Consider the following 22,530-nt stretch of genomic DNA (forward strand, 5'->3'; position numbering starts at 1 on the left):
ATATAATAAGAAACACAGTTGTTTTAATAAGGAAACATCAAACAAACATCTCCATGAAATCATCTGTTTTAACTCTATTATTTTCAAGTTTTTTCTTTATGGGTTACAGCCAGACGGCAGAACAGTCAAAAGCTATTGATAACTATATAAAAAAGGTTATTCAAATCAATGAAATACCGGGAATAGCGGTAGGAATCGTAACCGATAATAAAGTAACTTTTCAGAAATATTATGGAACAGAAACGCTGGAAAGTGATAAAAAAGTAGATTCCCATTCCATGTTCAGGGTATATTCTACTACAAAGCTGATGTCAAATATCGGCCTTTTTCAGCTTGTTGAACAAGGGAAAGTATCCCTGGAAGATAAAATTTCAAAATATATTGACAATGTACCAACAGACTGGCAAAATGTTCAGGTAAAAAATCTTGTTTCTCATTCTTCAGGACTGCCGGATTGGATTCGTTTCAGTGATATTTCCATAGATGCTCCCAATGCTGAAGTTATTGAGCGGTTGTCAAAAGAAAAAATGGAATTTGAAACTGGAAGTGATTATAGATACAATCAGACAAATTACATGCTGATCGCCATGATTATTGAAAAAATAACGGGTGAGAAATTTGAAGACTATATCACAAAAAATCAGTTTTCAGACTCCCGACATCAAGTGGTATTCTCCTCTGATTCTATGGAGAAAATTCCGAACAGAATTGTAAAGTATATCTACAACAATGATACCCGTCACTATGATAAATCTACCTTTGTGGAAGGAAGAAGAGCTCACTCTGCCAATGGATTGGCTATTACGCTGCCTGCTTTTTTAGAATGGAGTATCCATCTTAGTAAGAATGATTTCCTGAAACCTTCCACACAAGACCTGATGTGGAAACCTTTTGAATATAAAAATAAAGATATCAAATTTACCCACGGTTGGGATATGTCAACTTTTAATAACATAAAATCATATCATTTTTCTGGTGGAAATGTTAGTGCATACAGAATTTATCCGGACCAGAATATGTCTATTGTGTTGATGTCAAGTGGGTATAAAACCTTTCCTGTTTTTTATACCATGGTCAACCAGATTGCAGGCATCATGAATAAACAGTTGCTGAACCCATATACGCTGGCAGAGGAATATACAAGAACCGAATCTTTTGTTCATCCCGGAAGTAAAAAAGAAATTTACGGGTACCGAAAAGAAAAAGATATTGTTATTTTTTCCTATCAGTTTCCTGAAAAACAAAGCACAGAGCTGATCAGAAATATTTCAGTGGCAGGCTCCTTTAATGACTGGAATCCTGAGGATAAAGTATTTCAGATGAGTCTGAAAAAGAATAATACTTTTGAACTGTCAATCCCAACATCTAAGTTCGAAAAAGGAAAGACTTACCAGTTTAAATTTATAATGAATAAAAACGGTTGGCTTTCTGTACCTTCCAATGCAATGAATGTGGATGGATCTCAGGATAATAATTTAACGTTAAAAATTGATTAAAAAGAATAGGTAAAATCGTTGTAATAGAAACAGTCTCTTCTGTATTAAGCTGTTTTATCATATCTTTGTACTATGATACGTATTACAAAAATTTTTACATTCGAAACGGCTCACGTACTTTACAACTACGATGGGAAGTGTAAAAATATGCATGGACATTCTTATAAGCTGTTTGTAACAGTGAAAGGAAAACCGATCAATGATATTGAAAATCCTAAAAATGGAATGGTGGTAGATTTCGGAGATATTAAAAGTATCGTAAAGTCTGAAATCGTAGATGTATGGGACCATGCGGTTCTTGTTAATGCCCTGTCTCCTCACAAAGAATTAGGAGATGATCTTGAGCAGAAGGGACATAAAGTAATCTATTGCAGCTTCCAGCCAACCTGTGAAAACATGTTATATGCCATTGCTGCTAAAATCAAATCAAGACTTCCTGAAGGAATTTCTTTAGCTTATCTTAAGCTTCATGAGACAGAAAACTCTTATGGAGAATGGTTTGCAGAAGATAATCAATAATTTTATCCCACAAAACTCAGAAAGTGCTAAAAACAACAATTAATTTAGAACCTGGAAAAAAAGTATACTTTGCTTCGGATCAGCATTTTGGAGCTCCTACAACCAAGGAAAGTAAGGTGCGTGAGGAGAGGTTTATACACTGGATGGACGAGATCAAAGGAGATGCTCAGGTTTTATTTTTAATGGGTGATCTTTTTGATTTCTGGCATGAATGGAAGCATGTTATTCCAAAAGGGTACGTGCGCGTGCTTGGAAAAATTGCAGAATTGAAAGACCGGGGAATTCATATTTATTTCTTTGTCGGAAACCATGATCTTTGGATGAAAGATTATCTGGAAGAAGAGATTGGGTGCACAGTATTCTACCAGAAACAATATTTTGAAATGGGTGGGAAGCAGTTTCTGCTGGCTCATGGAGATGGATTAGGGCCTGGAGACAAAGGATATAAAAGAATGAAAAAACTATTCACAAACCCTGTGGCACAATGGTTCTTCAAATGGCTTCATCCGGATATTGCGATGAAAATTGCTTTATATATGTCCCAAAAAAATAAAATGATCTCCGGAGAAGAAGACAAAGCATTTCTTGGAGAAGATAAAGAATTTCTGATTATTTATTCTAAAGAAAAGCTGAAAACCCAGAAGATTGATTACTTTATCTACGGACACAGGCATTTGCCAATGGTACTGGATCTTGAACAGAATGCAAAATATATCAACCTTGGAGACTGGATTTCCTATTTCACTTATGGGGTTTTTGAAAAGGATTTTGAACTCAGGACTTTTGAAAAATAAAACAAAAAAAAATTACCCCTAAAAGAGGTAACTTTCGAACGGGTGGAAAACCCATTCTTGTTTTTAATCCATATTCCGTTTAGATAATTGCAATAAGTCTACCAAAATAGGTTTCATACATTAAAAAATTATTAATATCAATACATTACCTTTGTAACTATCTTGTAATGAGGTGGTAGCAGGGTTGAAAAAAGTTATGGAATTAAATAATATATTCAACATACAGACTGAACAGGATTTCCTGAATGCATCATTGAAAACATTTCGTTATCAATATGAAAATGTTGAAATATACAGGAAATTCGTTGATTTTCTGAAGGTTAATCCCGCTGAGGTAGACAGTCTGGTAAAAATTCCTTTCCTGCCTATTGAAATGTTTAAAAACCATCAGATCCTGGATAAAAATGCTGCTGCAGATCTTTTCTTTCAGAGTTCAGGAACTACCCAGATGAATCTTTCCAAACATTTTATAGCAGATCCGGATCTTTATGAAGAGAGCATTTATAAAAGTTTTGAGCAGTTTATCGGAAAACCGGAAGACTTTATTTTTCTGGGTTTACTCCCAAGTTATCTTGAGAAACAAAATTCATCACTGATTTATATGGTAGATTATCTGATGAAGAAATCTGCCAAACCGGAAAACGGATATTTCCTTTATAATCATTCTGAACTCTTTGAACTTTTGAATACACTGCAGGATAAAAAAGTTATTCTTTTCGGAGTTTCTTTTGCCTTATTAGACTTTCTTGATTACTGTCATTCTGAGCAAAGCGAAGAATCTCTAAATTTTCAGGAAAATTTAGTGGTGATAGAAACTGGAGGTATGAAAGGACGAAAGGAAGAAATGACAAAGGATGAATTGTTGAAAATCTTGCAGGAAGGGCTTAAAACAGACAAAATTTATTCTGAATATTCTATGACAGAGTTGCTTTCACAGGCTTATTCCCTTGGAAATAACGAATATGAATGTCCAAACTGGATGAGAATTATGGTTCGGAATGCAGAAGATCCTTTAGCTTACGAAAAAGAAGGACGTACAGGAGCTATTAACATTATTGATCTTGCCAACACCCATTCCTGTTCATTTATTGCCACACAGGATTTAGGAAAAATAGTAGGTGATAAATTTCAGGTATTAGGAAGAATAGACCATTCCGATATCAGAGGATGCAGTCTGCTGGTGAGTTGATGATTTAAACTAAAGAAAGCAATGGTGAATTGTCAATTCGCTTTGCTTGTCAATTTTGTATTCCGGCATTATCATAAATACATTATACATTTTACTTTGTACAATTATATTCATGCTCAAAATAGAAGAACTTATACACGCCTACATCCATTCACACTGCGATTTTGAAAAAGAAATTGTACTGACGAATTATTTTCAGGCAGATTGGGAAGCGGATATTCTGATCATAGATTCAGATGGGGGAAGTCATGAAATAGAGATCAAACTTTCAAAAAGTGATTTTAAAAATGATTTCAAAAAATCATACCTGAATAAAGATACCGGAGAAAAATTTCTGAAACATGATAAAATTTCCTGTGGAGATTATATGTGTAATGCTTTCAGTTTCTTGCTCCCGATGGGAATGGTAGATGCAGAACTTATCCCTGAACATTGCGGAATCATTGAATTCTATCATAATGTTGATACCTGGGAAACTGAATTTTATCTGATCCGCAACCCTAAACAGCTTCATGAAGATTCTTACTGGAAGCTGAATGATAAAGATCTTTTTATCAGAAAAATGGCTTTGAATCTTCTCCAGCGTAAAATGGAAATCAAAGGAAAACATGAAGAACTGATCTTCAAAAACCCTTTTGAAATCAAAAAACTGAAATAAGATCAAAAATTTTTTTTTAACGCAAAGTTTAATTTCTTATTGATATGTCTTAAGGATGCAAAGAAGGAATCAATTTCATTGATTCTTACTAAGCAAACATTACAATTAGCTTCATCAGCGACGTAGTCGTAACCACTTTGTTCCCTTGAATAAAAGCTCTCCTTCATAAAATCTTTGCGTTTACAAAGAATTTCAAAGCAATTTATTCAAAATCAGAAAATAAAAAACCCTGCCGCCTGACAGGATTTTATAATGGGATATTATTTTAAAATTAATCTGCAATTTCAGCAGTATCTCTCTGAAGTAAGAACTTATAGATCAATCCACCTACGACTCCTCCCAAAATAGGGGCTACCCAGAACAGCCAAAGCTGTGACATAGCAATGCCTCCCATAAAGACTGCCTGAGAAAGTGATCTTGCAGGGTTTACAGAAGTATTCGTAATCGGGATAGAAATCAGGTGAATCAAAGTAAGAGCAAGACCAATGGCGAGACCGGCAAATTTACCGTTAGCCCATTTGTCTGTAGCTCCCATGATTACAATTAGGAAAAAAGCAGTGAGTAAGAACTCAGCAAGAAATGCGGCTCCCATACTGAAAGCTTTTCCATTGTAAACGGCTTCACCGTAAAAGTTTGTGGCAAAATCTCCGGGTTTTGAGAACTCTACCGCTCCGGCACCGTTAAGAATTGTATACAGGCATCCTGCTGCTACAATTGCTCCAAGACACTGGGCTACAATGTAAGGAACAAGGTCTTTTGCAGGAAATCTTCCTCCCGCTAAAAGTCCGAAAGAAACTGCCGGATTAAAATGCCCTCCTGAGATATGGCCTACCGCGTAAGCCATCGTAAGAACAGTAAGACCGAAGGCTAAAGCAACGCCTAAAAGTCCGATGCCGATGTCTGGAACACCAGCTGCGAAAACAGCGCTTCCACACCCTCCGAAAACAAGCCAAAATGTGCCGAAAAATTCAGCGAAAAGTTTTTTTATCATGTTGTTTATTGTTTAAAGTATCTCAAATGTAAAATTTAAATCTTAAAGTAAAAAGCAAAAACTGAAAAAATATTTCAAAAAAGTGGGAACAAAAATTGCAAAATCTGTAATTTGGTGTAAAGTTTGTTTGGGATTTATTTAGAGAGTATTATCGTCAGTTTTGAAAGATATAACATAAATGTTTTATCTTTCATTTGTAATTTTAAAGGATGGTGAATGAGAAAGTTTCTTTGTGTGGTCTTTGTACCTTTTATTTATAGTTTACATTATTCGCAGACAGCTAAAAAAGCTTTTCCCTGCTATGATCTTGGCACTGTATTGAAGGTTGAGCCTACGCCACTTTATAAACCTCATCTTGATGCATCAAAGAGTTTTGGGGTACAATTACTGAAAGATTCCAAAACCGTACAGAAATATATCAACAAAGGAAAATTCCACAAAATAAAAAAATCCGGCAAAGGATATCAGGTTCAGAGACTTGATTACAGCAGACCTTATATGGTATCCAAGGCAAAAACAACTCTTGAGAAAATAGGTTCCAAGTTCAGCAAGGATACAAAAGGTGGTACATTTACTGTTTCATCCATTACCAGAACTCTTGAAGACCAGTGCAGGCTGAGAAGAGTGAATTCTAATGCCTCTCTGGGGATTAGTTCTCACAACTACGGCAACTCTTTTGACATTTCTTACGTAAGATTCAACAATGTTCTGAAATACAATCCCAAAATGGAAATAGCTCTGGAGAAAGTTTTAAAGTATTACGAGAAAGCCGGTAGAATATATTACATCAAAGAGAAGCAGCAGAGCTGTTATCATATTACTGTGAAAAATTATTAATTAAAATCCTCTTGCATAGCATATTTAGTTTGTATATTTTTATACGACTAAAAACTATGCTTATGTCAACATTAAACATTGTAGACTATATGCTGCCTGTAGAAGAATGTAGAGCAGCGTCAAACCAGTGGAAAGCATGTCTTTCTGACTTTTCCAAAATTCAAAAACTTATCCCTACCAACTATGTTTTTAATATTTCCAGAGAACACCTTGAATGGATGAAGGAGTTTAAGGATTATAAAGACTTCTGTGCGGCAGTAGGAATTTACAGAGACCGATTGATTCTTATCTTTTATCCTATGAACAATGATGGGGTAAAAATAGATGTAAAAGAATATCCATACAGCTTCCTTACCGAGCTGGAAAAGGATCTGAGACTCCAGGAAATCCAAGAATATACGCTTATTAGAAATGCGGTTCTGTCTAAAGATCTTGAGAGCATGGAAAAAAATGCCAATATGGGACTTCCGGTTTCCAATACCCCAATTCTTGAGCAGGACAAAGCCGTAGATGCTATTGAACGCTGGAGAAATCAAGGGATGGATTGGTTTTATAAAGAGACCAGAGAAAATCAAGGAAGTGGAATTTTCAGAAAATTCTATGTTCCTACAGCAGACCTTTGCCTTTCAGATGATGGTTTAGCAGGTATCACCTGTTCTTTTGGAATCAGATACAATGATATTTACGGGAAAATGTTGGTAACGCTTATCTTTATCTCTTTCCGTGAAAATCTTAGGAATGCAGAACTTGGAGCCGAACCAATTTCCAATACTTACGACTGGGCAAAACCATGTCCGCCTATCTGCCGTATTCCGGATGTAGAAGTTGGAGGTGAATTTTAAAAACGATAAACTAAGGAATGGCTGGACTTTATAAGGCAATTTTATTCCTGAATTATGCACTGCTCCTATCTGTTATACTGCTGGGAGCAGCAAAATACCGCATATTAAATCATAAAGAAAAGCAGTATTTTCATTGTATTGCTTTTCTTTTTTTTATTGAGCTGCTGAATCTTGCGCTGCCTTATATCTTCAGATTGAATGATACGTCATTCCTTTATCCTTTATATATTGCAGGAGAGTTTTTTCTGCTGACTGGTTTATTTATCAGAAAACTGGACTTACCAAAATCTGTTCTTGGATGTACCGCACTGATCGCGGCAGGTTTTATGATCTCGAAATATGGATTTGATTATCCCGGAAATGCCGATATAGCAAAAGTGGTTTCCAATATTATCATTATCTGTCTTTCCGGATTTACCCTGATCCGTGAGATTAAGAATACATCTTTGCAGAACCGTTTTCTACTTGTAGATGCCAGTATTTTCTTCTATTACTCAGTCTCTGTATTTATCTTTATCATCCAGCATCAGATAGCGAATCTGTCAGAAAACGATTATTATATTATTCTCAGTGCCAATAATATTCTTTCGAGTATTTTGTACTGTTCATTTTTATACACTTTTTTCAAATTAAAGAAGTAACTTTAAATATCAATCTGCTGATCCTTATAATTGTTACCATAACAGTTATAGTATCCTTTATTCTGTTAGCTTACAGAGCTTTTATAACCAGAATAATTAAAGAGAAAAATGTACAGCATGAGGCAGAAGTTCTTCATCAGAAAAAATTAGTACTGGAAAACATCAAAGCCCAGGAAGAAGAAAGAAAAAGAATTGCAGTCATGATTCATGATGATATCGGAAACCGGCTCAATATTCTTTCCTTATGGCTTAATAACCTTGATACCCAGGGTGATGAGCTTATCAAAAAAAATATCTATGGTCAGATGTCTTCCCTGATTGATGCTGCCAGAAGTATTTCCCATTCATTATACCCCGTAAACCTGGAATCAGTGGGACTGGTTTTATACGCTGAAGAATTAATAGCCAACCTTTCCCATAAAATTAATATTTCCCTGCAGGTAATGCCGGGATACGAAAAGAAAGATCTTTTTGTGGAAGTACAGTTGTACAGGATTATTCAGGAGTTTACTACGAATGTAATCAAACACTCGGATGCCACTGATCTTTGGATTTACATTAAGGATTATCCTGAAAATATGGCAGTGGTGATTTCCGACAACGGACAGGGTTTTGAATATGAAGAAGTAAAAAAAGGAATGGGAATTAAAAATATTGAATCCCGCATCCAATCAATGAATGCCACACACAAATGGAAAAAAACATTTTCAAACAAAGGAAGTCGTTTAATCATAAAAATTCCAAAATATCATGAGTTCCCAAATCAAACTAGCACTGATTGATGATGAACAGCTGATCCTCGAAGGGGTAAAAATGTTGCTGTCCAATGAAAAAAATATATCGGTGAACCTTACCGCGGATAATGGTCCCGATTTTATAGAAGCCCTCGGAAAACTTTCACAAGATGAATTTCCTGATATTGCTCTCGTAGATGTTCAGATGAAACCAATGAACGGTTTTGAACTGGTAGAAATCCTGAAGGAAAAATATCCTGATCTTAAAATTATTATCCTGTCATCCCATTATAAAACCTCTATTCTTGGATATATGGTCAAGCTGGGTGTATCTGCCTTTCTTCCAAAAAATTCAAATAAGAAAACCTTCATTGATGCCATTACAATGGTGGATAAAAATGGAGTCTTTTTCACGGCTGAAGACCATCAGATGCTATTTACTTACATGAACAGTTCTGCCAAGAAAAATTCTCTTTTTGAAACAGAAGATGAATTATCCGAAAGAGAAAAAGATGTGGTTAAACTCATCTGTCAGGAATTTACCAACAACGAAATAGGAGAAAAACTTTTTATCAGCCCAAGAACTGTAGAGAGCCACAGGCAGCGTATCCTGGAAAAGATCGGAGCTAAAAATACGGTGGGAATAGTGATCTATGCCATTGTTAACAATATTTACTCTCTTGAAAAAATATAATTTGATTCCGTAGAAATACGGATTTTTTTATTTGGTACTTTTCACTCTAGCTCGCTTTGTTTTTCTTCTGTTATTTTGAAATGTCTCTTTTGGGGATGTTAATTGGAAAAAACACAAACAAGATCTGTAATAAAAAATTAAAGTAAGAACATGAATGGCAGCAGAGTGATTTCCGTCGGGATTTTCTTTGACGGAACAGGAAATAATGGGGTAAATATTCTTTCACCGGATAAACCACTGAATAATAATGAAAGCTATTATGGTACGTTTACCAACATCTATAAATTATACAGTTTATTCACTGGAGATGAAAAAATATATATTGAAGGAATCGGTACTGTAACAGGCAATGAAGATAGTAACTTTGCTATGGCAACCTGTGCAAATCCACCCTATGGAAGAGGATATTCTTCCGATGATAAACTTCAGAAAGCTGGCGATTTTGTGCAGCAGATTGCTGGTGATAAGACAACAGAATATCATTTTTATCTATACGGATTCGGAAGAGGAGGCATGCTGGCAAGAACTTTCTGTAACCAGCTTTTAACGTATTATGCGGTGGGAAATTGCAGAATAAAATTTTTGGGCGTCTTTGATACCGTAGAGTCTAAACCTTTTAATACCTATAATATGAAAATGCCTGTACAGGTAGAGAATGCATTGCATATTTGTGCAGTCAATGAAAGCAGGTTTTTCTTTCCGCTTACCGGTTTTTTTGAAAACTCGGTTATCATGCAGGATCAGAAATCTGAAAATCAGTCATCCGTCTGGAAAGAAATTTTTGTACCCGGAGATCATGCTGATATAGGTGGTGGATATCTGGAAGGACCACAATCTGTTTATATTTCTACAGATTTCATGAGTGTTGATGATCTGCATAACTATGTTTCAGATATCAGAAATGAAAAAACCAATGTTGATGGAAATAAAATCTGGGAGGCATTACTCTCAGAATATAAAATAGAAACGGTTAATGGGCTTTCACAGGCTTATGTGTGCCGTGATAAAGTATACAATGATCTGTCAAAAGTATATGGAAAACTGATGATGGATGAAACCAATGCAAAATCCTTGATCTTTAATACAGAGAATGAAGCATATTTTGGAACAGATTATAATAAACATTACTTTCTTAGTCGTTTTTATACCAAAATGAAAGAATATTTAAAAGACCTTTCCATCAACAAAAAACCAATATATGACTTTGGAAGATTTGCAGATTATACCCATATCTCATCAAACTTTGGACTGTACAGTGATAGTTTCCAGTACAGAACTCAGCGGGAAATTAATATTGAGTTGATCAACAACGGACTCAATGTCTCAAGCAGCACCTCTGTAGATGAAGCAAGCCAGACAAGACTTTCTGTAGAGCTTCACCTGCCGGAAGACAGTTTTGTTGCTGATTTCCTTTATGGGACAAGCGTTCCCAATAATGATATCTGGGTTCGTACCATTTTAAAAACGCCGGCAACTATTATATTAAATGAAATGAAGAATTAGTGCCCAAGCTTCTCAGTTTTAAATTTAGGTTAGGAGACATCTGGTTGGTGTCTCCTTTTTATGTTTTATATATTACATACAGTGAAGAAAGGCAACAGATGCAAAAGTTGGGGCTAAGCAAAAAGTTTGGCTAATCTGAATAGAAAAAAGGTTCTTCACATTCGGATAAAACCAAAATTCTCATAATGTAGCTACTGTAAATCAACAACTGTAAAAATATTTTATTCTATACATGATTCAATATTATTTTAAATATTTCATTATATCATGAGATATAATTTAATAAATTATATATTTATGTTTTAAGTATTTAATTTGCATTAAATGAGCTAGTTAACATAATTGAATTTTTCTCATTTGATTGATTTATGTTCTTATATTAGCTACTCAAATTTATTACAATCATGAAAAAATTATTATTTATTGCTATGGTTGGTATAGCAGGTTTTGCAAGTGCAAAAGGAAACGTGAAGAAAGTAAATGATACATTATGAGTTTTATAAAAAAACAAACTTTAACAATTATATTTTTATTCATTTTCTCTATTTCGCTTTCTCAGACAGCTATGAGTGATTCGTTAAGGGGTGAGTTTACCTACTTACTTCAGTACAAGCCTAATAATCTAAATCGAGATTACGTTATAAAAGAATTATATTCATTACAAATAACCGATAAACGTTCTTTTTTCAGTAGTGAAAATAAACTGAAATTTGATTCTGCTTTTTCAGCAGCATATAATAAAAAAAGTAATATTATTGATTTAAGTGGTATTCCTGCCTCAAGGTCTAACTTTTTAATTATCCAAACAAATGAAAATTCAGAATTTTACGAATCAGTCGGGATGACTCTGCTATCGTATAATTGTCCGGTAATTCGTAATTGGAAGCTAGTTAATGAGACAAAAGTAATTAACTCTATTAACTGTAAAAAAGCAGGAGTAAATTATAAAGGTAGAGACTGGGTAGCTTGGTATTCAACCGAAATTCCTTTTCCCTATGGTCCATACAAATTCAGTGGCCTCCCCGGATTAATCGTAAAAATAATTGATAAAACGGGAGATTATGATTATGAATTAGTAAAAGCAGTATCTAGTTCTAAATTAAAAGGCAAAACCGTCACAATAAAAAAAGTACGATACGAAGGGGCTAAGTTAGTCACACAAAAAGAATTAGCAGATGCAAGAGCAAATTTTAGAGCCAATGCAAAACGTGAGTTAGAAAGTATGGGTACTGTATTTTCAGAAGGGCAAAACAAACCAAAAATAAGTGAAGCAGAGAAAAAAGGACATAACCCTATTGAGCTAGAGTAATGAAATGTAATTCGTTAATACTTGTGAAGTATTAGATTCCACACACAAATTAAAGCATACTTTAAGCATTGAAATTCAATCTGTTTTTTTGATTGAATAAAATAATGAAAATCAATTGATTGATATACGGATCGTTATTTCTTTGTGATTACACTAATGTATATAATAAAAATTTCCTCTCAAAATGGAGGAAATTTCTGTTTACTAAAATCTCTTACAAGGTCTATACCTGTCTTTTGATTGAGAAAGAAAACAATTCAAAACTGGCCAGTTTTTTTATTTCTGGGCTATTCATTTCTTTTTCCGTATTTTTGCACCCGAAAATTCATTATTCATTACTAATTATTAATTAAGATGCTTTCGGTTCAAAGTTTAGGATTACATCATTCAGGAAATTATTTATTTCAAAATGTCAATTTCACCATTAAAAAGGATGATAAAGTAGGTCTGGTAGGTAAAAATGGAGCGGGTAAATCCACTTTATTGAAAATGCTGTCCGGAGAAATTAATTTCTACGAAGGAGAGGTGGTGACGGAAGGAAGTGTTACCATTGGTTTCCTGAAGCAGGATCTTGATTTTGTAAAAGGAAGAACGGTATGGGCGGAAACCATGCAGGCTTTTGAACAGATTAATGCCTGGAAAGATGAGCTTGAAGAGGTGAATCACCAAATGACTGTCAGAACAGATTATGAAAGCGATTCTTATACGGATCTGATTAATAAAATGACCGAACTGAACGACCTTTTGATGAACCATGATGCCTATAATCTTGAAGGTGACATGGAAAAAGTGTTATTTGGTTTAGGATTTAAAGCAGACGATTTCCAGAAAATTACTGATGAATTTTCCGGAGGATGGAGAATGAGAATTGAATTGGCAAAATTACTTCTTCAGAAGAATGATATTATGCTTCTCGATGAGCCTACCAACCACCTGGATATGGAATCCATCATCTGGTTGGAGAACTTCCTGAAAGACTATCCCGGAGCTATTGTTCTGGTAAGTCACGATAAACAGTTTATGACAGCGGTTTGTAACCGTACTTTTGATATCAACAATAAAAAAGTTGACGATTATAAAGCGAACTATTCTAAATATCTTGTCATGAGAGAAGATCGCCGTGAAAAACTGATTCAGGCTAAAAAGAATCAGGATGCGGAGATCAAGCAGATGGAAGACAATATTAATAAGTTCCGTGCCAGTGCTACCAAAGCCTCTTTTGCACAGTCGCTTATTAAGAAATTAGATAAAATTGAACGTATCGAAGTGGATAACGAGGACGTTTCAAAATTCAATATCCGTTTCGTACAGTCTATGGTTCCGGGGAAAGTAATCTTCGAAGCTGCAAATCTTGGAAAAGCATATGGGCAGAAACAGATTTTTGACAATGTAGATTTTATCGTTCAGAGAGGAGACAGAATTGCTCTTTTAGGACAGAACGGACAAGGAAAAACAACGTTAGCTAAAATTTTAGCAGGAGATATTAAAGATTACTCAGGAGCCTGGAATCTTGGTCATAATGTAAACATCGGTTACTTCGCACAGAATCAGGAAGAGGTGTTGACCCCCAATAAAACGGTTCTGGAAGAAGCAGAAGATGCGGCAACAGAAGAAACAAGACCTAGAGTAAGAGACTTATTAGGATCTTTCCTTTTCCAGGGTGATGCCGTTACTAAGAAAACAAAAGTACTTTCTGGAGGAGAAAGAAACCGTCTGGCGCTTTGTAAACTATTGCTTCGTCCTTTCAATACGTTGATCATGGATGAACCTACCAATCACCTGGACATCCAGTCTAAGGAAATCATCAAGCTGGCGCTGCAGAATTTTGAAGGAACCCTAATTGTAATCTCGCACGACAGAGAATTCCTTCAGGGACTTTGTGATAAGATCTACGAATTCCGTGACGGAAAAATGAAAGAATTCCTTGGAGATATCAATGAATATCTTGAATACAGACAAAAAGAAACCATCAGAGAGATTTCTGCAGAAAAGGCGAAACTTCATAGCGAAGTAAAGGTAGAGCCAAAGAAAGTGGAAGAAAAACCTGTTGTAAGCAGTCAGTCTTCAAATATTGTAAGTAAAGAACAAAAAAATATTCAGAATAAAATCAAGAAAGTAGAAGAGAAAATTTCTGAGCTTGAAACAAAAGTAGAAGAAATGGAAGCCTCTTTTGCCAAAGAAAATCCTTCAGATGAAACCTTAGAACAATATAATAAAGCTAAGGAAGAGCTGGATACTGCTTTGCAGGAATGGGAATATCTTGGAACCCAACTGGATTAAACGAAATATAAATGCTTCATTAACTAAAAATTATGAAGCATTTTTTTTGTAACAAAATCTTACTCATTTCTACATATTATCAATAGTCATTAAGTAATTTAATAAAACTTTAAGGAAACAATTAAATTATTTTCATAATTTTGAACCATGATTTTTAAAGAAAGCAGAAACCTAAAGAGTTTTATCTCCAAGCTATTGTTTGGAGTATATTTCCTTGCGCTGCTTTCTCAAAGCTTTCACCACCACGATTCAGTAGATTATTTTAAGGCATTTCATCTTAAAAAAGTCGAGAATACGATGACGAAAGCCGTTACTAAAGAGAAAGCTGGCGACTGTCTGGCCTGCCACTTTTTGGTTACCGGACATACATTAGCTCCTGAAGAATTCAATTTTACTTTTGAGCATTACAGCCATGAAGTAGAACAAATCATCGCCATCCAGGAGAAAATCTGGTCACAGACCAAATTCACTTTTCAGCTTCGGGGACCGCCCGCACTTTCATAATTCACAGATTCTATAGGGTTTAAAGTTTGATACTTTAAGTTCAATGTTTAATACTTAAAATTTAAAGTTTTAGGTTCAAGGTTTAATGTTGTTGGGAAACAACGGATAGCTTGTAATTGATATTTAATTACTGGCTTCTCATTTCTAACCTCTAACTTCTCATTAGGCATTATACTTTTTACATTGTACAACATACATTTTACAATCAAGCACAACCCTTCCCACAAATTTTAACGAAAAATGTACCTTATTGAAAAAGGGTACGCAATCAATCTATTTACAATGAAATTGATATATTGCCTGCTGCTGATCTTTTGCGGATCAGTATTTACAAGTGCACAAAAAACTTATACTGTAGAGGGAACCGTTCATGATTTTCATGATAAAACATTGCTGGAAAATGCAGTAATCAAAATCGGGAACTTTACAGTTAAAACAAACAAGAAAGGTCAATTTTCTTTTGACAAAATTCCTGCAGGGAAGTATACACTCATTGCACAACATCCTGATTGCAATGATTATACTGAAAATATAGGAGTTGATAAGGATGTTCAGCTGGTGATTACACTGGAACATCACGTGAGAGACATCGAAACAGTGACGGTTCACGGAAGCCACAAGAATAACGGAAGCATGGTGGTGAAAACCCTTGATAAATCAATGATTTCAAGAAATGTTACCGAAAACTTAGGGAATTTACTAACCAATATTTCCGGTGTTAACGTTCTTAAAACAGGAAATAATATTGCAAAACCTATTATCCATGGACTTTATGGAAGCCGGGTTTCTATTATGAATGATGGGGTAAAACTTGCCGAACAGGAATGGGGCGTAGAACACGCACCTAACGTAGATGTCAATAATTTTGAACATATTGACGTGATTAAGGGAGCATCGGCCTTGAAGTATGGAGCCGGAGCGGTAGGTGGAGTGGTTGTTTTACAGCCTCAGGTTTTACCTAAAAAAGATACGATCATGGGAAATGTTTCCCTTTCCGGAATTTCTAACGGAAGAGGAGCTGATCTTAATGTAAAACTGGCCAAAACCTGGGAAAACGGCTGGGCCATAAAAACGAATGGAAGTTATAAAAAACTGGGTGATCTTGAAGCTCCGGATTATGGCTTGATGAATACAGGGCTTGAAAGCTCCGGATTTAATTTTGGTGTTCAGAAGATGACATTTGAAAAAGGTTTTTCATTTGATTATTATCTGACGAAAAGCACGGTCGGGATTCTTAGAAGTTCTCACGTAGGGAATTCTGAAGATCTGCGTAATGCTCTTACTTCATCAGAACCAATCTACCAAAGAGATTTTAGTTATGATATCGATAATCCTAAACAGGAAATCGAGCATCATATTGCTAAAGTTTCTGCTTATAAAAGGTTTGAAAATTTTGGAAAAATCACGGCTACATATAGCTTCCAGTACAATCATAGAAAAGAATATGATATAAGACGTACAGAAACACTTAGCAAAAAACCTGCACTGGATCTTGAGCTGATCACCAATGATCTGAATGTGAACCACCTGATCGAAAGAGGAAAATGGAATCTTGAAACAGGGATTAATGCAGGATATCAGAATAACTATTCCAACACTCAGACCGAGGCAAGGCGTCTTGTCCCGAACTATGACAGATATTATGCAGGAATTTATTCCGTATTAAAATATAAAATTGCACCTGAGCTGGATCTTGAACTGGGAGGGCGATACGATTATGATCATTATGATGTAACAAAATGGTATGATCTAAGCGACTGGAATAAACAATATGCCGCAGATTATTCAGACTTTGTCGTGAGAATCAACCAAAACAGAATTCTTACCAACCCATCTTTAAGTTATAATAACATTTCAGTAAACGGAGGGATTGTCTATCATCCATCTGAATATTTTGACCTGAAATTTAACTATGCAAGAGTTTCAAGATCTCCGAATATTGCCGAACTCTTTGCAGACGGGCTTCACCATTCCGCAGCCATTATTGAAAGAGGAGATATGAGAATGAAAAGCGAGACGGGAAACCAGTTTAATTTGGTGGCAGACGTTAAAGCACATGTCTTAAAAGGATTAAGTATTTCAGTAAACCCGTATTTCTTTTATACTCAGAATTTCATCAACCAGATTCCTACAGGATATCAGAATACGCAATGGGGTGGGGCTTTTGTAGTTTACAACTATCAGCAGATCAATGCAAAAATGTATGGAATTGATATTGATGCTCAGCTGAAAATTACAGATAATCTGACCTATAAGGGAAGCGGTTCCTATGTGTATGGACAGGATACAACCCATAATGTACCCCTTATCCTCATGATGCCTCCGAACTTTAACAATTCATTGGAATTCAATAAAAAAGAATGGAAAAACTTCTATGTCTCAGTAAGTAACAATACCTATCTGAAGCAGACAAGATTTCCGGTTTATAATGTTCCAATCAGACTATTCGATTCAGATGGAAATGCTTACAATGAAGAAGTAGATATCTCTACGCCTCCCAACGGATATTCGCTTTGGAACCTTCAGGCAGGGGTGAATCTGTCTAAAAATTTCGGAATTGATTTTTCAGTCCGAAATGTATTCAATACGTCTTACAGAGATTATCTGAACAGACTTCGTTTCTTTTCCAACGAAATGGGAAGAAACTTTATTTTAACTCTTAAATATCAATTTTAATTATTTAAAATCAAAAACATGAAAAATATTTTTAAAAATACGACTCTTATCTTAGGACTTTTATTCTTCGCAGTTTCATTAAGCTTAACCTCATGTAACAGAAGCGATGACGAAGCAGATGACCTTCCTCAGGAAGAACTTTCAGATGTTCTCTTAAGAGTTACCGATGTAGCTACAGGAACGCCGGTGGTGTATGATTATCAGGTGAACAGTACTACCAATCCAAATGTTAAATTGATCAACGGGCATACCTATAATGTGGAAGTAATTTTCAAGAATGGTGATGAAGATGCCACTCAGGAAATCAAAGATGCAAAAGATGAACATTTCTTAGTGTATAACTTTCCAAACTCAGATATCACTTTAACCCGTACAGATGATGCGAGCTCTACAAGAGGAGACGGAAACCGCGTAGGGTTGAAAACAAAATGGGTCGTAAATACGGCTGTAAAAAATGCTTCTGCACCTAGTCAATTGGTTCTTACCCTGTTCCATGAGCCGGTAACGGTTTCTGAAACTTCTGCAGTGAGCGGAAATGGAGTGATTTACGGAACTCATACAGGAGGTGAAACAGATGCACAGGCTAACTATAATATTACGAATTAATATATCCTTTAATCTTGTTTGGGCCACCGGAATGTTCCGGTGGCTTTTTATTTAACAATATTTGGCTTTATAAGTTGATTTTAAATGGGTTTTTTTCATAAAAAATTCATATTTTTGCAACCTAAAATTTTAATCAATAATGAAGGTTACCGCACAAAACCATGATGACGTAAGTGCATTGCTTACAGTAACATTGGAAAAATCTGACTACAAAGAAAAAGTAGAGAAGCAGTTGATTAATTATGCTAAAAATGCGCAAGTTCCTGGATTCAGAAAAGGGAAAGTGCCTTTAAGTATGGTTAAAAAACAATATGAAGCAGGTATTGCATTTGAAGAAATCAACAGACAGGTTTCTGATGCATTGAACAACTATGTTAATGAAAACAAATTAAGATTAGTTGGTCAGCCTATTCCTCAGCCAGTAAACGAACTAGATTACAACGCTGATCAATTAGAAGTTGCTTTCGAAGTAGGATTTGAGCCTGAATTCACTATAGATTTAGCTAAATATGAAGCTCCTCACTACAAAGTAGAAGCTTCTGATAAAGAAATCGGTAAGAGCATTGAAAACATGCAGAAGCGTTTCGCTGAGCAGGTTCCTCAAGATAAAATCACTAAAGATTCTTACATTGCTTTAGAAGTTTCTCAGGTTGTGGAAGAAGATGCTGAAGGAGAGCACCACCACCACCCAAAAAACCTTACCATTACTGCTGAAAACAAAGAAGCTTTCAAATTGGTAAAAGGGTTGAAAATGGACGGATCTGTAAAAGTTACAAAAGAAACTCTTGCAGGTGATGAAGAATTAGCTAAAGAATTAGGATTCAGCAAAGAAGAAGTTGAGCACCTACACCACAATGAACTAGAAGTAAAAGTAAAAGATTTCTATTCATTAGATTTAGCTGAGCTTAACCAGGATCTATTCGACAAAGTATACGGAGAAGGAAACATCAAGTCTGAAGATGAGCTTAAAGATAAAGTGAAAACTGAATTAGACGAGTACTTCCAACAGAATGCTGATGTTCACTTCGTGAATAAAGTATTAGAACAAGTAACGGAGAAAGAAGAAGTAAAACTTCCTGAATCTTTCCTTGTGAAGTGGTTGTTATTCTCTAACCAGAACATCCAGTCTGAAGATCAGGCTAAAGAAATTCTTGAAGCTGAGAAAAACCAATTGAGATACCAGATCATCGAAGGTAAATTGATGACGGAGAACGAAATCAACCTTGACTATGCTGATGTATTAGGTCAGGCTGAGCAGTTGGTGAAAAACCAATTAGCAATCTACGGAATCCACCACTTAGGGGATGAAGAAATTCAAAAATATGCTGTTGAAATGTTGAAAGACCAGGAGCAGGTAAGACAAATTTCTTCTGAAGTTGCTATGGCTAAACTGAAAGATGTAATTCTTGAAAAAGCAAGCAAAAAAGAAACTAAAATTTCTCACGACGAATTTTTAGAAGAACTTAAGAAATAATTATACTTCGATATAAATATTTGAAAACCGTCAATTTTTTGACGGTTTTTTTATGATGTATCCACACCTAAAAATTCATTATTTATCACTCATCATTACTCATTATCAATCAATTATCATTCATTGCTAATTGCTCATTACTCATTATTTATTTGTATGTCCGCCAATATTCCTATATTTACCCTTTAAACTTTATTATAAATATGAAAAAGATCATCATTCCGTTTTTCTGCGCTGTACTTTTCTCAGTGCCTGCAGCAGCTCAGAAAAAAGGGGCTGCCTCTGCTAAAACAGAAGCTGTAAAATCAAAACAGACACCTAAAGAAATTGTTGATAATTATTTCAAAGCATTAGGTGGAAAAGATAAATTAGACGCTGTGAAATCTACCATTACGGATAACACAGTTGCGGTACAGGGAATGGAAATTCAAATGACGACTAAGAAATTAGGAAATAAATTCAAGTCTGTACAATCTTTCATGGGGAAAGAAATGGTTCAGTTGTTTGACGGTGAGAAAGGTTACTTTGATCAGATGGGAACTAAATCAGATATTCCTGCTGATAAAATTGCCGAGCTGAAGAAAGGAAAACCTATTGATGCCCTGGCTTTTGATGCTTCTAATTTCCAGACTGCAAGTACAGAGAAGTTAGATGGAAAAGACTATAATGTTTTGTCTTCAGACAAAGGAAAATTTTATTTCGATGCAGCAACCGGACTTTTGTACAAAACGGATGCTGGAGAAGGTAAAGCAACCATTAAAAGCTATATGGCGGTAGATGGAATACAGTTCCCTGCTGAAGTAGATGCTGAAGGCGGAGGTCAGAAAATGACAATTAAAACTACGAAAGTGGTAATCAATTCAGGAGTTACAGATGCTGATTTTAAATAAACAACCGCTTTTTTAATCAGCTTTTTATCCAATATAAAAAACCGCAGATCTCTCTGCGGTTTTTGTTTTTGTATTCAAATACATATCGGTTAAGAACCGTATTCTTTTTTCCATTCGTCAGCAGCTTCGCTCAGAACCGTGTAGAATTCTTCGCCATATTTTCTGATCAATGGAGTTTTTAAAAACTTATAAACAGGAACCTGAAGTTCTTTTCCGAGTGTACATGCATCGCTGCATACATTCCATTCGTGATAATTCAATGCGGTAAACGCTGAATATTCTGTAACACGGATTGGGTAAAGGTGGCAGGAGATAGGTTTTTGCCAGTCCACGGCACCATCTTCGTACGCTTTTTCAATACCACATTTGGTAATCCCTTTTTCATCGAAAGTTACATAGGCACATTCGCGGTTCTCCACCATTGGAGTAACATACATTCCGTCGTGTGGATCAGTAGTCCATGTTCCCTGCTCTTCAAGGGCTTTAATCCCCTCTTGGGTAAGGTAAGGTTTTATCTGATCAAAAATACGGTCCAATATCTCAAGCTCGTTTTTGTCTAACGGAGCTCCCACATCTCCTTCCACACAACATGCACCTTTACATTTCGTAAGGTTGCAAACAAATTCTTCGGAAAAAATTTCCTCTGAAATCAATTTATCGTCTATCTGAATCATAATTTTCTAAAATAAATCAAAAACTGTACCTGCTTTAAAGGTCAGTAAACTAATAATAATAAGCCATACACTGGCTTCCCGCATCCAGTATTTGGGTAAAAATCTCATCATCCTGCTCAGAATAATACTTGAAGGAAATGCCAGAAGCAGCAGATATTCATAGCTTTTATTCATATATAAAATGATGGAAATAAGCTGCGCTACAGAAAATACCAGCAGGAAAGTATATTTATATCTGCTTATCGGACTTTTCTTGTTATAGTTTTTAAAATGGTCATATACTGCATAGATAAGCATCAGAACCACAGGAATCAATGGTAAAAGCTCTGTGTAATCCGTAACCGGTTTCATTTTTCCAAATGGGAAATAATCGATATTCCATGAAGTGAACTGAACGAAATACATCACAGAAAAATAGCTGAACGTAATCAGAACAATTCCTAAAAGAAATCTGAAAAGATTCAACCCGATTTTGGCGGAAGTTGCAATGACGTGGATAATCACAAAAACAGCCATCGGCCATGTCGTAGGAAGAAAAATAAAATTCAGCGCTACAATAGCTCCTACCAATACGTAGGATTTTTTTCTGATATCTTCATCTGCACTGGTCAGAAGCAGGATAAGAAACGAGTTCGTAAGCAGCGAGACAGCAATTCCTATATCCAGATTTCCGGGGTATAACCCAAAAATGAAAAATGTATACAGGAATAAAGGCAGATGGGTCTGATAATTAAGGGCAATACTATGAAAACAAAAATATCCCAAAGCAATTCCCAGAAAAGTTATTCCGGCAATTATAGCTTCGTAAGTATTGAAATTCAGTATGTTAAATATTACGACTACTAAAAGAAGAAAACCAATATAAACAGGAATTGAAAAAATATTGCTTTCTTTTGAAAGTAATTTAAACATTTTTTATAAATTTGTACAAAGTTAATTTAAAAAAGGAAAATAATGACGTCTTTCTTTCTATTCTTAAGTAAAGTTTTCAAATGGACTTTCGGTTTCTTTGATACTTTCGGTAATGTTTTAAACTGGATTTTGTTTGCAGTTTGCTGTGTATTATTTACTTACTGGTGCTATGTACTTGTAGTAACATTAGGTGGAGACAAAGATAAAGACTATTATTCTCCAACGGAAGGTAAGAACCCTTACTACGATCCGAATATCTACAAAAAAGAAGGTTAATTAATTGGTTATATAGTAAAAAACCGATCAA

General features: G+C 35.3%; 22 protein-coding genes. 19 read left to right on the plus strand and 3 right to left on the minus strand.

The features are described from left to right. Positions 1–53 precede the first annotated feature (53 nt). The 5 genes from JOE44_RS21690 to JOE44_RS21710 all read left to right on the plus strand — a co-directional run bounded on the left by JOE44_RS21690 (position 54) and on the right by JOE44_RS21710 (position 4,656). A complete protein-coding gene (locus tag JOE44_RS21690; RefSeq protein ID WP_209787469.1) occupies positions 54–1,496 on the plus strand; it encodes a serine hydrolase in 1,443 nt (480 codons plus the stop codon). Positions 1,497–1,568: 72 nt separating this feature from the next. Further along, positions 1,569–2,015 carry a 6-carboxytetrahydropterin synthase gene (locus tag JOE44_RS21695; protein ID WP_047097353.1) on the plus strand — a complete coding sequence of 149 codons (447 nt, stop codon included), beginning with the start codon at positions 1,569–1,571 and terminating at the stop codon, positions 2,013–2,015. A gap of 23 nt (positions 2,016–2,038) precedes the next feature. Further along, the gene (locus JOE44_RS21700; RefSeq protein ID WP_209787471.1) at positions 2,039–2,809 is read left to right on the plus strand and encodes a UDP-2,3-diacylglucosamine diphosphatase; all 771 of its coding nucleotides are present in this window, start codon (positions 2,039–2,041) and stop codon (positions 2,807–2,809) included. A gap of 196 nt (positions 2,810–3,005) precedes the next feature. Next, positions 3,006–3,998, plus strand: coding sequence for an acyl transferase (locus tag JOE44_RS21705; protein ID WP_209787473.1), 993 nt, complete (start codon positions 3,006–3,008; stop codon positions 3,996–3,998). Positions 3,999–4,110: 112 nt separating this feature from the next. Beyond that, complete coding sequence (locus tag JOE44_RS21710; protein WP_209787475.1) at positions 4,111–4,656, plus strand: hypothetical protein; 546 nt, start codon at positions 4,111–4,113, stop codon at positions 4,654–4,656. Positions 4,657–4,927: 271 nt separating this feature from the next. Here the strand turns inward: JOE44_RS21710 and aqpZ are convergent, their stop codons facing one another. After that, the gene (gene aqpZ / locus JOE44_RS21715) at positions 4,928–5,644 is read right to left on the minus strand and encodes an aquaporin Z (protein WP_105681808.1); all 717 of its coding nucleotides are present in this window, start codon (positions 5,642–5,644) and stop codon (positions 4,928–4,930) included. Between the two features lie 219 nt (positions 5,645–5,863). Here aqpZ and JOE44_RS21720 point away from each other — a divergent pair, with 219 nt between their 5' ends. The 13 genes from JOE44_RS21720 (at position 5,864) to JOE44_RS21780 (ending at position 20,637) form a co-directional block, all read left to right on the plus strand. After that, positions 5,864–6,484, plus strand: a complete 621-nt coding sequence (locus JOE44_RS21720; RefSeq protein ID WP_209787477.1) for a DUF5715 family protein — start codon at positions 5,864–5,866, stop codon at positions 6,482–6,484. 62 nt (positions 6,485–6,546) lie between these two features. Further along, a complete protein-coding gene (locus tag JOE44_RS21725) occupies positions 6,547–7,326 on the plus strand; it encodes a hypothetical protein (RefSeq protein ID WP_245169841.1) in 780 nt (259 codons plus the stop codon). Between the two features lie 17 nt (positions 7,327–7,343). Beyond that, positions 7,344–7,967: a hypothetical protein gene (locus tag JOE44_RS21730; protein WP_209787486.1), complete on the plus strand. Its 624-nt coding sequence runs from the start codon at positions 7,344–7,346 to the stop codon at positions 7,965–7,967. A 200-nt stretch (positions 7,968–8,167) separates the two neighbouring features. Beyond that, complete coding sequence (locus JOE44_RS21735; RefSeq protein ID WP_245169842.1) at positions 8,168–8,749, plus strand: ATP-binding protein; 582 nt, start codon at positions 8,168–8,170, stop codon at positions 8,747–8,749. Continuing rightward, positions 8,718–9,395, plus strand: coding sequence for a response regulator transcription factor (locus JOE44_RS21740; RefSeq protein WP_209787488.1), 678 nt, complete (start codon positions 8,718–8,720; stop codon positions 9,393–9,395). Before JOE44_RS21735 ends, JOE44_RS21740 begins: the two co-directional genes overlap by 32 nt. Positions 9,396–9,545: 150 nt before the next feature. Beyond that, positions 9,546–10,898: a DUF2235 domain-containing protein gene (locus JOE44_RS21745; protein ID WP_209787490.1), complete on the plus strand. Its 1,353-nt coding sequence runs from the start codon at positions 9,546–9,548 to the stop codon at positions 10,896–10,898. A gap of 490 nt (positions 10,899–11,388) precedes the next feature. Further along, positions 11,389–12,207, plus strand: a complete 819-nt coding sequence (locus JOE44_RS21750) for a GLPGLI family protein (protein ID WP_209787492.1) — start codon at positions 11,389–11,391, stop codon at positions 12,205–12,207. Positions 12,208–12,561: 354 nt separating this feature from the next. Beyond that, a complete protein-coding gene (locus JOE44_RS21755; protein ID WP_105681342.1) occupies positions 12,562–14,487 on the plus strand; it encodes an ABC-F family ATP-binding cassette domain-containing protein in 1,926 nt (641 codons plus the stop codon). A 147-nt stretch (positions 14,488–14,634) separates the two neighbouring features. After that, positions 14,635–14,991 carry a hypothetical protein gene (locus JOE44_RS21760; protein ID WP_245169843.1) on the plus strand — a complete coding sequence of 119 codons (357 nt, stop codon included), beginning with the start codon at positions 14,635–14,637 and terminating at the stop codon, positions 14,989–14,991. 282 nt (positions 14,992–15,273) lie between these two features. Continuing rightward, a complete protein-coding gene (locus JOE44_RS21765; protein WP_209787493.1) occupies positions 15,274–17,667 on the plus strand; it encodes a TonB-dependent receptor in 2,394 nt (797 codons plus the stop codon). An 18-nt stretch (positions 17,668–17,685) separates the two neighbouring features. After that, complete coding sequence (locus tag JOE44_RS21770) at positions 17,686–18,273, plus strand: hypothetical protein (RefSeq protein ID WP_209787494.1); 588 nt, start codon at positions 17,686–17,688, stop codon at positions 18,271–18,273. Between the two features lie 139 nt (positions 18,274–18,412). After that, positions 18,413–19,747 carry a trigger factor gene (locus tag JOE44_RS21775; RefSeq protein WP_209787495.1) on the plus strand — a complete coding sequence of 445 codons (1,335 nt, stop codon included), beginning with the start codon at positions 18,413–18,415 and terminating at the stop codon, positions 19,745–19,747. A gap of 203 nt (positions 19,748–19,950) precedes the next feature. After that, positions 19,951–20,637: a hypothetical protein gene (locus JOE44_RS21780; protein WP_209787496.1), complete on the plus strand. Its 687-nt coding sequence runs from the start codon at positions 19,951–19,953 to the stop codon at positions 20,635–20,637. Between the two features lie 89 nt (positions 20,638–20,726). Here JOE44_RS21780 and JOE44_RS21785 read toward each other — a convergent pair whose 3' ends face one another. Next, entirely contained in the window at positions 20,727–21,311 is a 585-nt protein-coding gene (locus tag JOE44_RS21785) for a DUF3109 family protein (protein ID WP_209787497.1), read from the minus strand. A 6-nt stretch (positions 21,312–21,317) separates the two neighbouring features. After that, positions 21,318–22,223 carry a DUF6427 family protein gene (locus JOE44_RS21790; RefSeq protein ID WP_209787498.1) on the minus strand — a complete coding sequence of 302 codons (906 nt, stop codon included), beginning with the start codon at positions 22,221–22,223 and terminating at the stop codon, positions 21,318–21,320. Between the two features lie 42 nt (positions 22,224–22,265). On the opposite strand from JOE44_RS21790, the gene JOE44_RS21795 reads away from it, so the two are divergent. After that, positions 22,266–22,499 carry a hypothetical protein gene (locus JOE44_RS21795; protein WP_047386641.1) on the plus strand — a complete coding sequence of 78 codons (234 nt, stop codon included), beginning with the start codon at positions 22,266–22,268 and terminating at the stop codon, positions 22,497–22,499. Positions 22,500–22,530 lie beyond the last annotated feature (31 nt).

Origin of the sequence: Chryseobacterium sp. PvR013, from assembly GCF_017833095.1 — a bacterium.
In the GTDB taxonomy this organism is placed as follows: Bacteria; Bacteroidota; Bacteroidia; order Flavobacteriales; family Weeksellaceae; genus Chryseobacterium; species Chryseobacterium culicis_A.

Bases quoted from the DNA above. Each gene is read 5' to 3' on its own strand.
- JOE44_RS21690 (WP_209787469.1), top strand. From the start codon at position 54: ATGAAATCATCTGTTTTAACTCTATTATTTTCAAGTTTTTTCTTTATG.
- JOE44_RS21695 (WP_047097353.1), top strand. From the start codon at position 1,569: ATGATACGTATTACAAAAATTTTTACATTCGAAACGGCTCACGTACTT.
- JOE44_RS21705 (WP_209787473.1), top strand. From the start codon at position 3,006: ATGGAATTAAATAATATATTCAACATACAGACTGAACAGGATTTCCTG.
- JOE44_RS21710 (WP_209787475.1), top strand. From the start codon at position 4,111: ATGCTCAAAATAGAAGAACTTATACACGCCTACATCCATTCACACTGC.
- JOE44_RS21720 (WP_209787477.1), top strand. From the start codon at position 5,864: ATGAGAAAGTTTCTTTGTGTGGTCTTTGTACCTTTTATTTATAGTTTA.
- JOE44_RS21725 (WP_245169841.1), top strand. From the start codon at position 6,547: ATGTCAACATTAAACATTGTAGACTATATGCTGCCTGTAGAAGAATGT.
- JOE44_RS21730 (WP_209787486.1), top strand. From the start codon at position 7,344: ATGGCTGGACTTTATAAGGCAATTTTATTCCTGAATTATGCACTGCTC.
- JOE44_RS21735 (WP_245169842.1), top strand. From the start codon at position 8,168: ATGATTCATGATGATATCGGAAACCGGCTCAATATTCTTTCCTTATGG.
- JOE44_RS21740 (WP_209787488.1), top strand. From the start codon at position 8,718: ATGAGTTCCCAAATCAAACTAGCACTGATTGATGATGAACAGCTGATC.
- JOE44_RS21745 (WP_209787490.1), top strand. From the start codon at position 9,546: ATGAATGGCAGCAGAGTGATTTCCGTCGGGATTTTCTTTGACGGAACA.
- JOE44_RS21750 (WP_209787492.1), top strand. From the start codon at position 11,389: ATGAGTTTTATAAAAAAACAAACTTTAACAATTATATTTTTATTCATT.
- JOE44_RS21755 (WP_105681342.1), top strand. From the start codon at position 12,562: ATGCTTTCGGTTCAAAGTTTAGGATTACATCATTCAGGAAATTATTTA.
- JOE44_RS21760 (WP_245169843.1), top strand. From the start codon at position 14,635: ATGATTTTTAAAGAAAGCAGAAACCTAAAGAGTTTTATCTCCAAGCTA.
- JOE44_RS21765 (WP_209787493.1), top strand. From the start codon at position 15,274: ATGAAATTGATATATTGCCTGCTGCTGATCTTTTGCGGATCAGTATTT.
- JOE44_RS21770 (WP_209787494.1), top strand. From the start codon at position 17,686: ATGAAAAATATTTTTAAAAATACGACTCTTATCTTAGGACTTTTATTC.
- JOE44_RS21775 (WP_209787495.1), top strand. From the start codon at position 18,413: ATGAAGGTTACCGCACAAAACCATGATGACGTAAGTGCATTGCTTACA.
- JOE44_RS21780 (WP_209787496.1), top strand. From the start codon at position 19,951: ATGAAAAAGATCATCATTCCGTTTTTCTGCGCTGTACTTTTCTCAGTG.
- JOE44_RS21785 (WP_209787497.1), bottom strand. From the start codon at position 21,311: ATGATTCAGATAGACGATAAATTGATTTCAGAGGAAATTTTTTCCGAA.
- JOE44_RS21790 (WP_209787498.1), bottom strand. From the start codon at position 22,223: ATGTTTAAATTACTTTCAAAAGAAAGCAATATTTTTTCAATTCCTGTT.
- JOE44_RS21795 (WP_047386641.1), top strand. From the start codon at position 22,266: ATGACGTCTTTCTTTCTATTCTTAAGTAAAGTTTTCAAATGGACTTTC.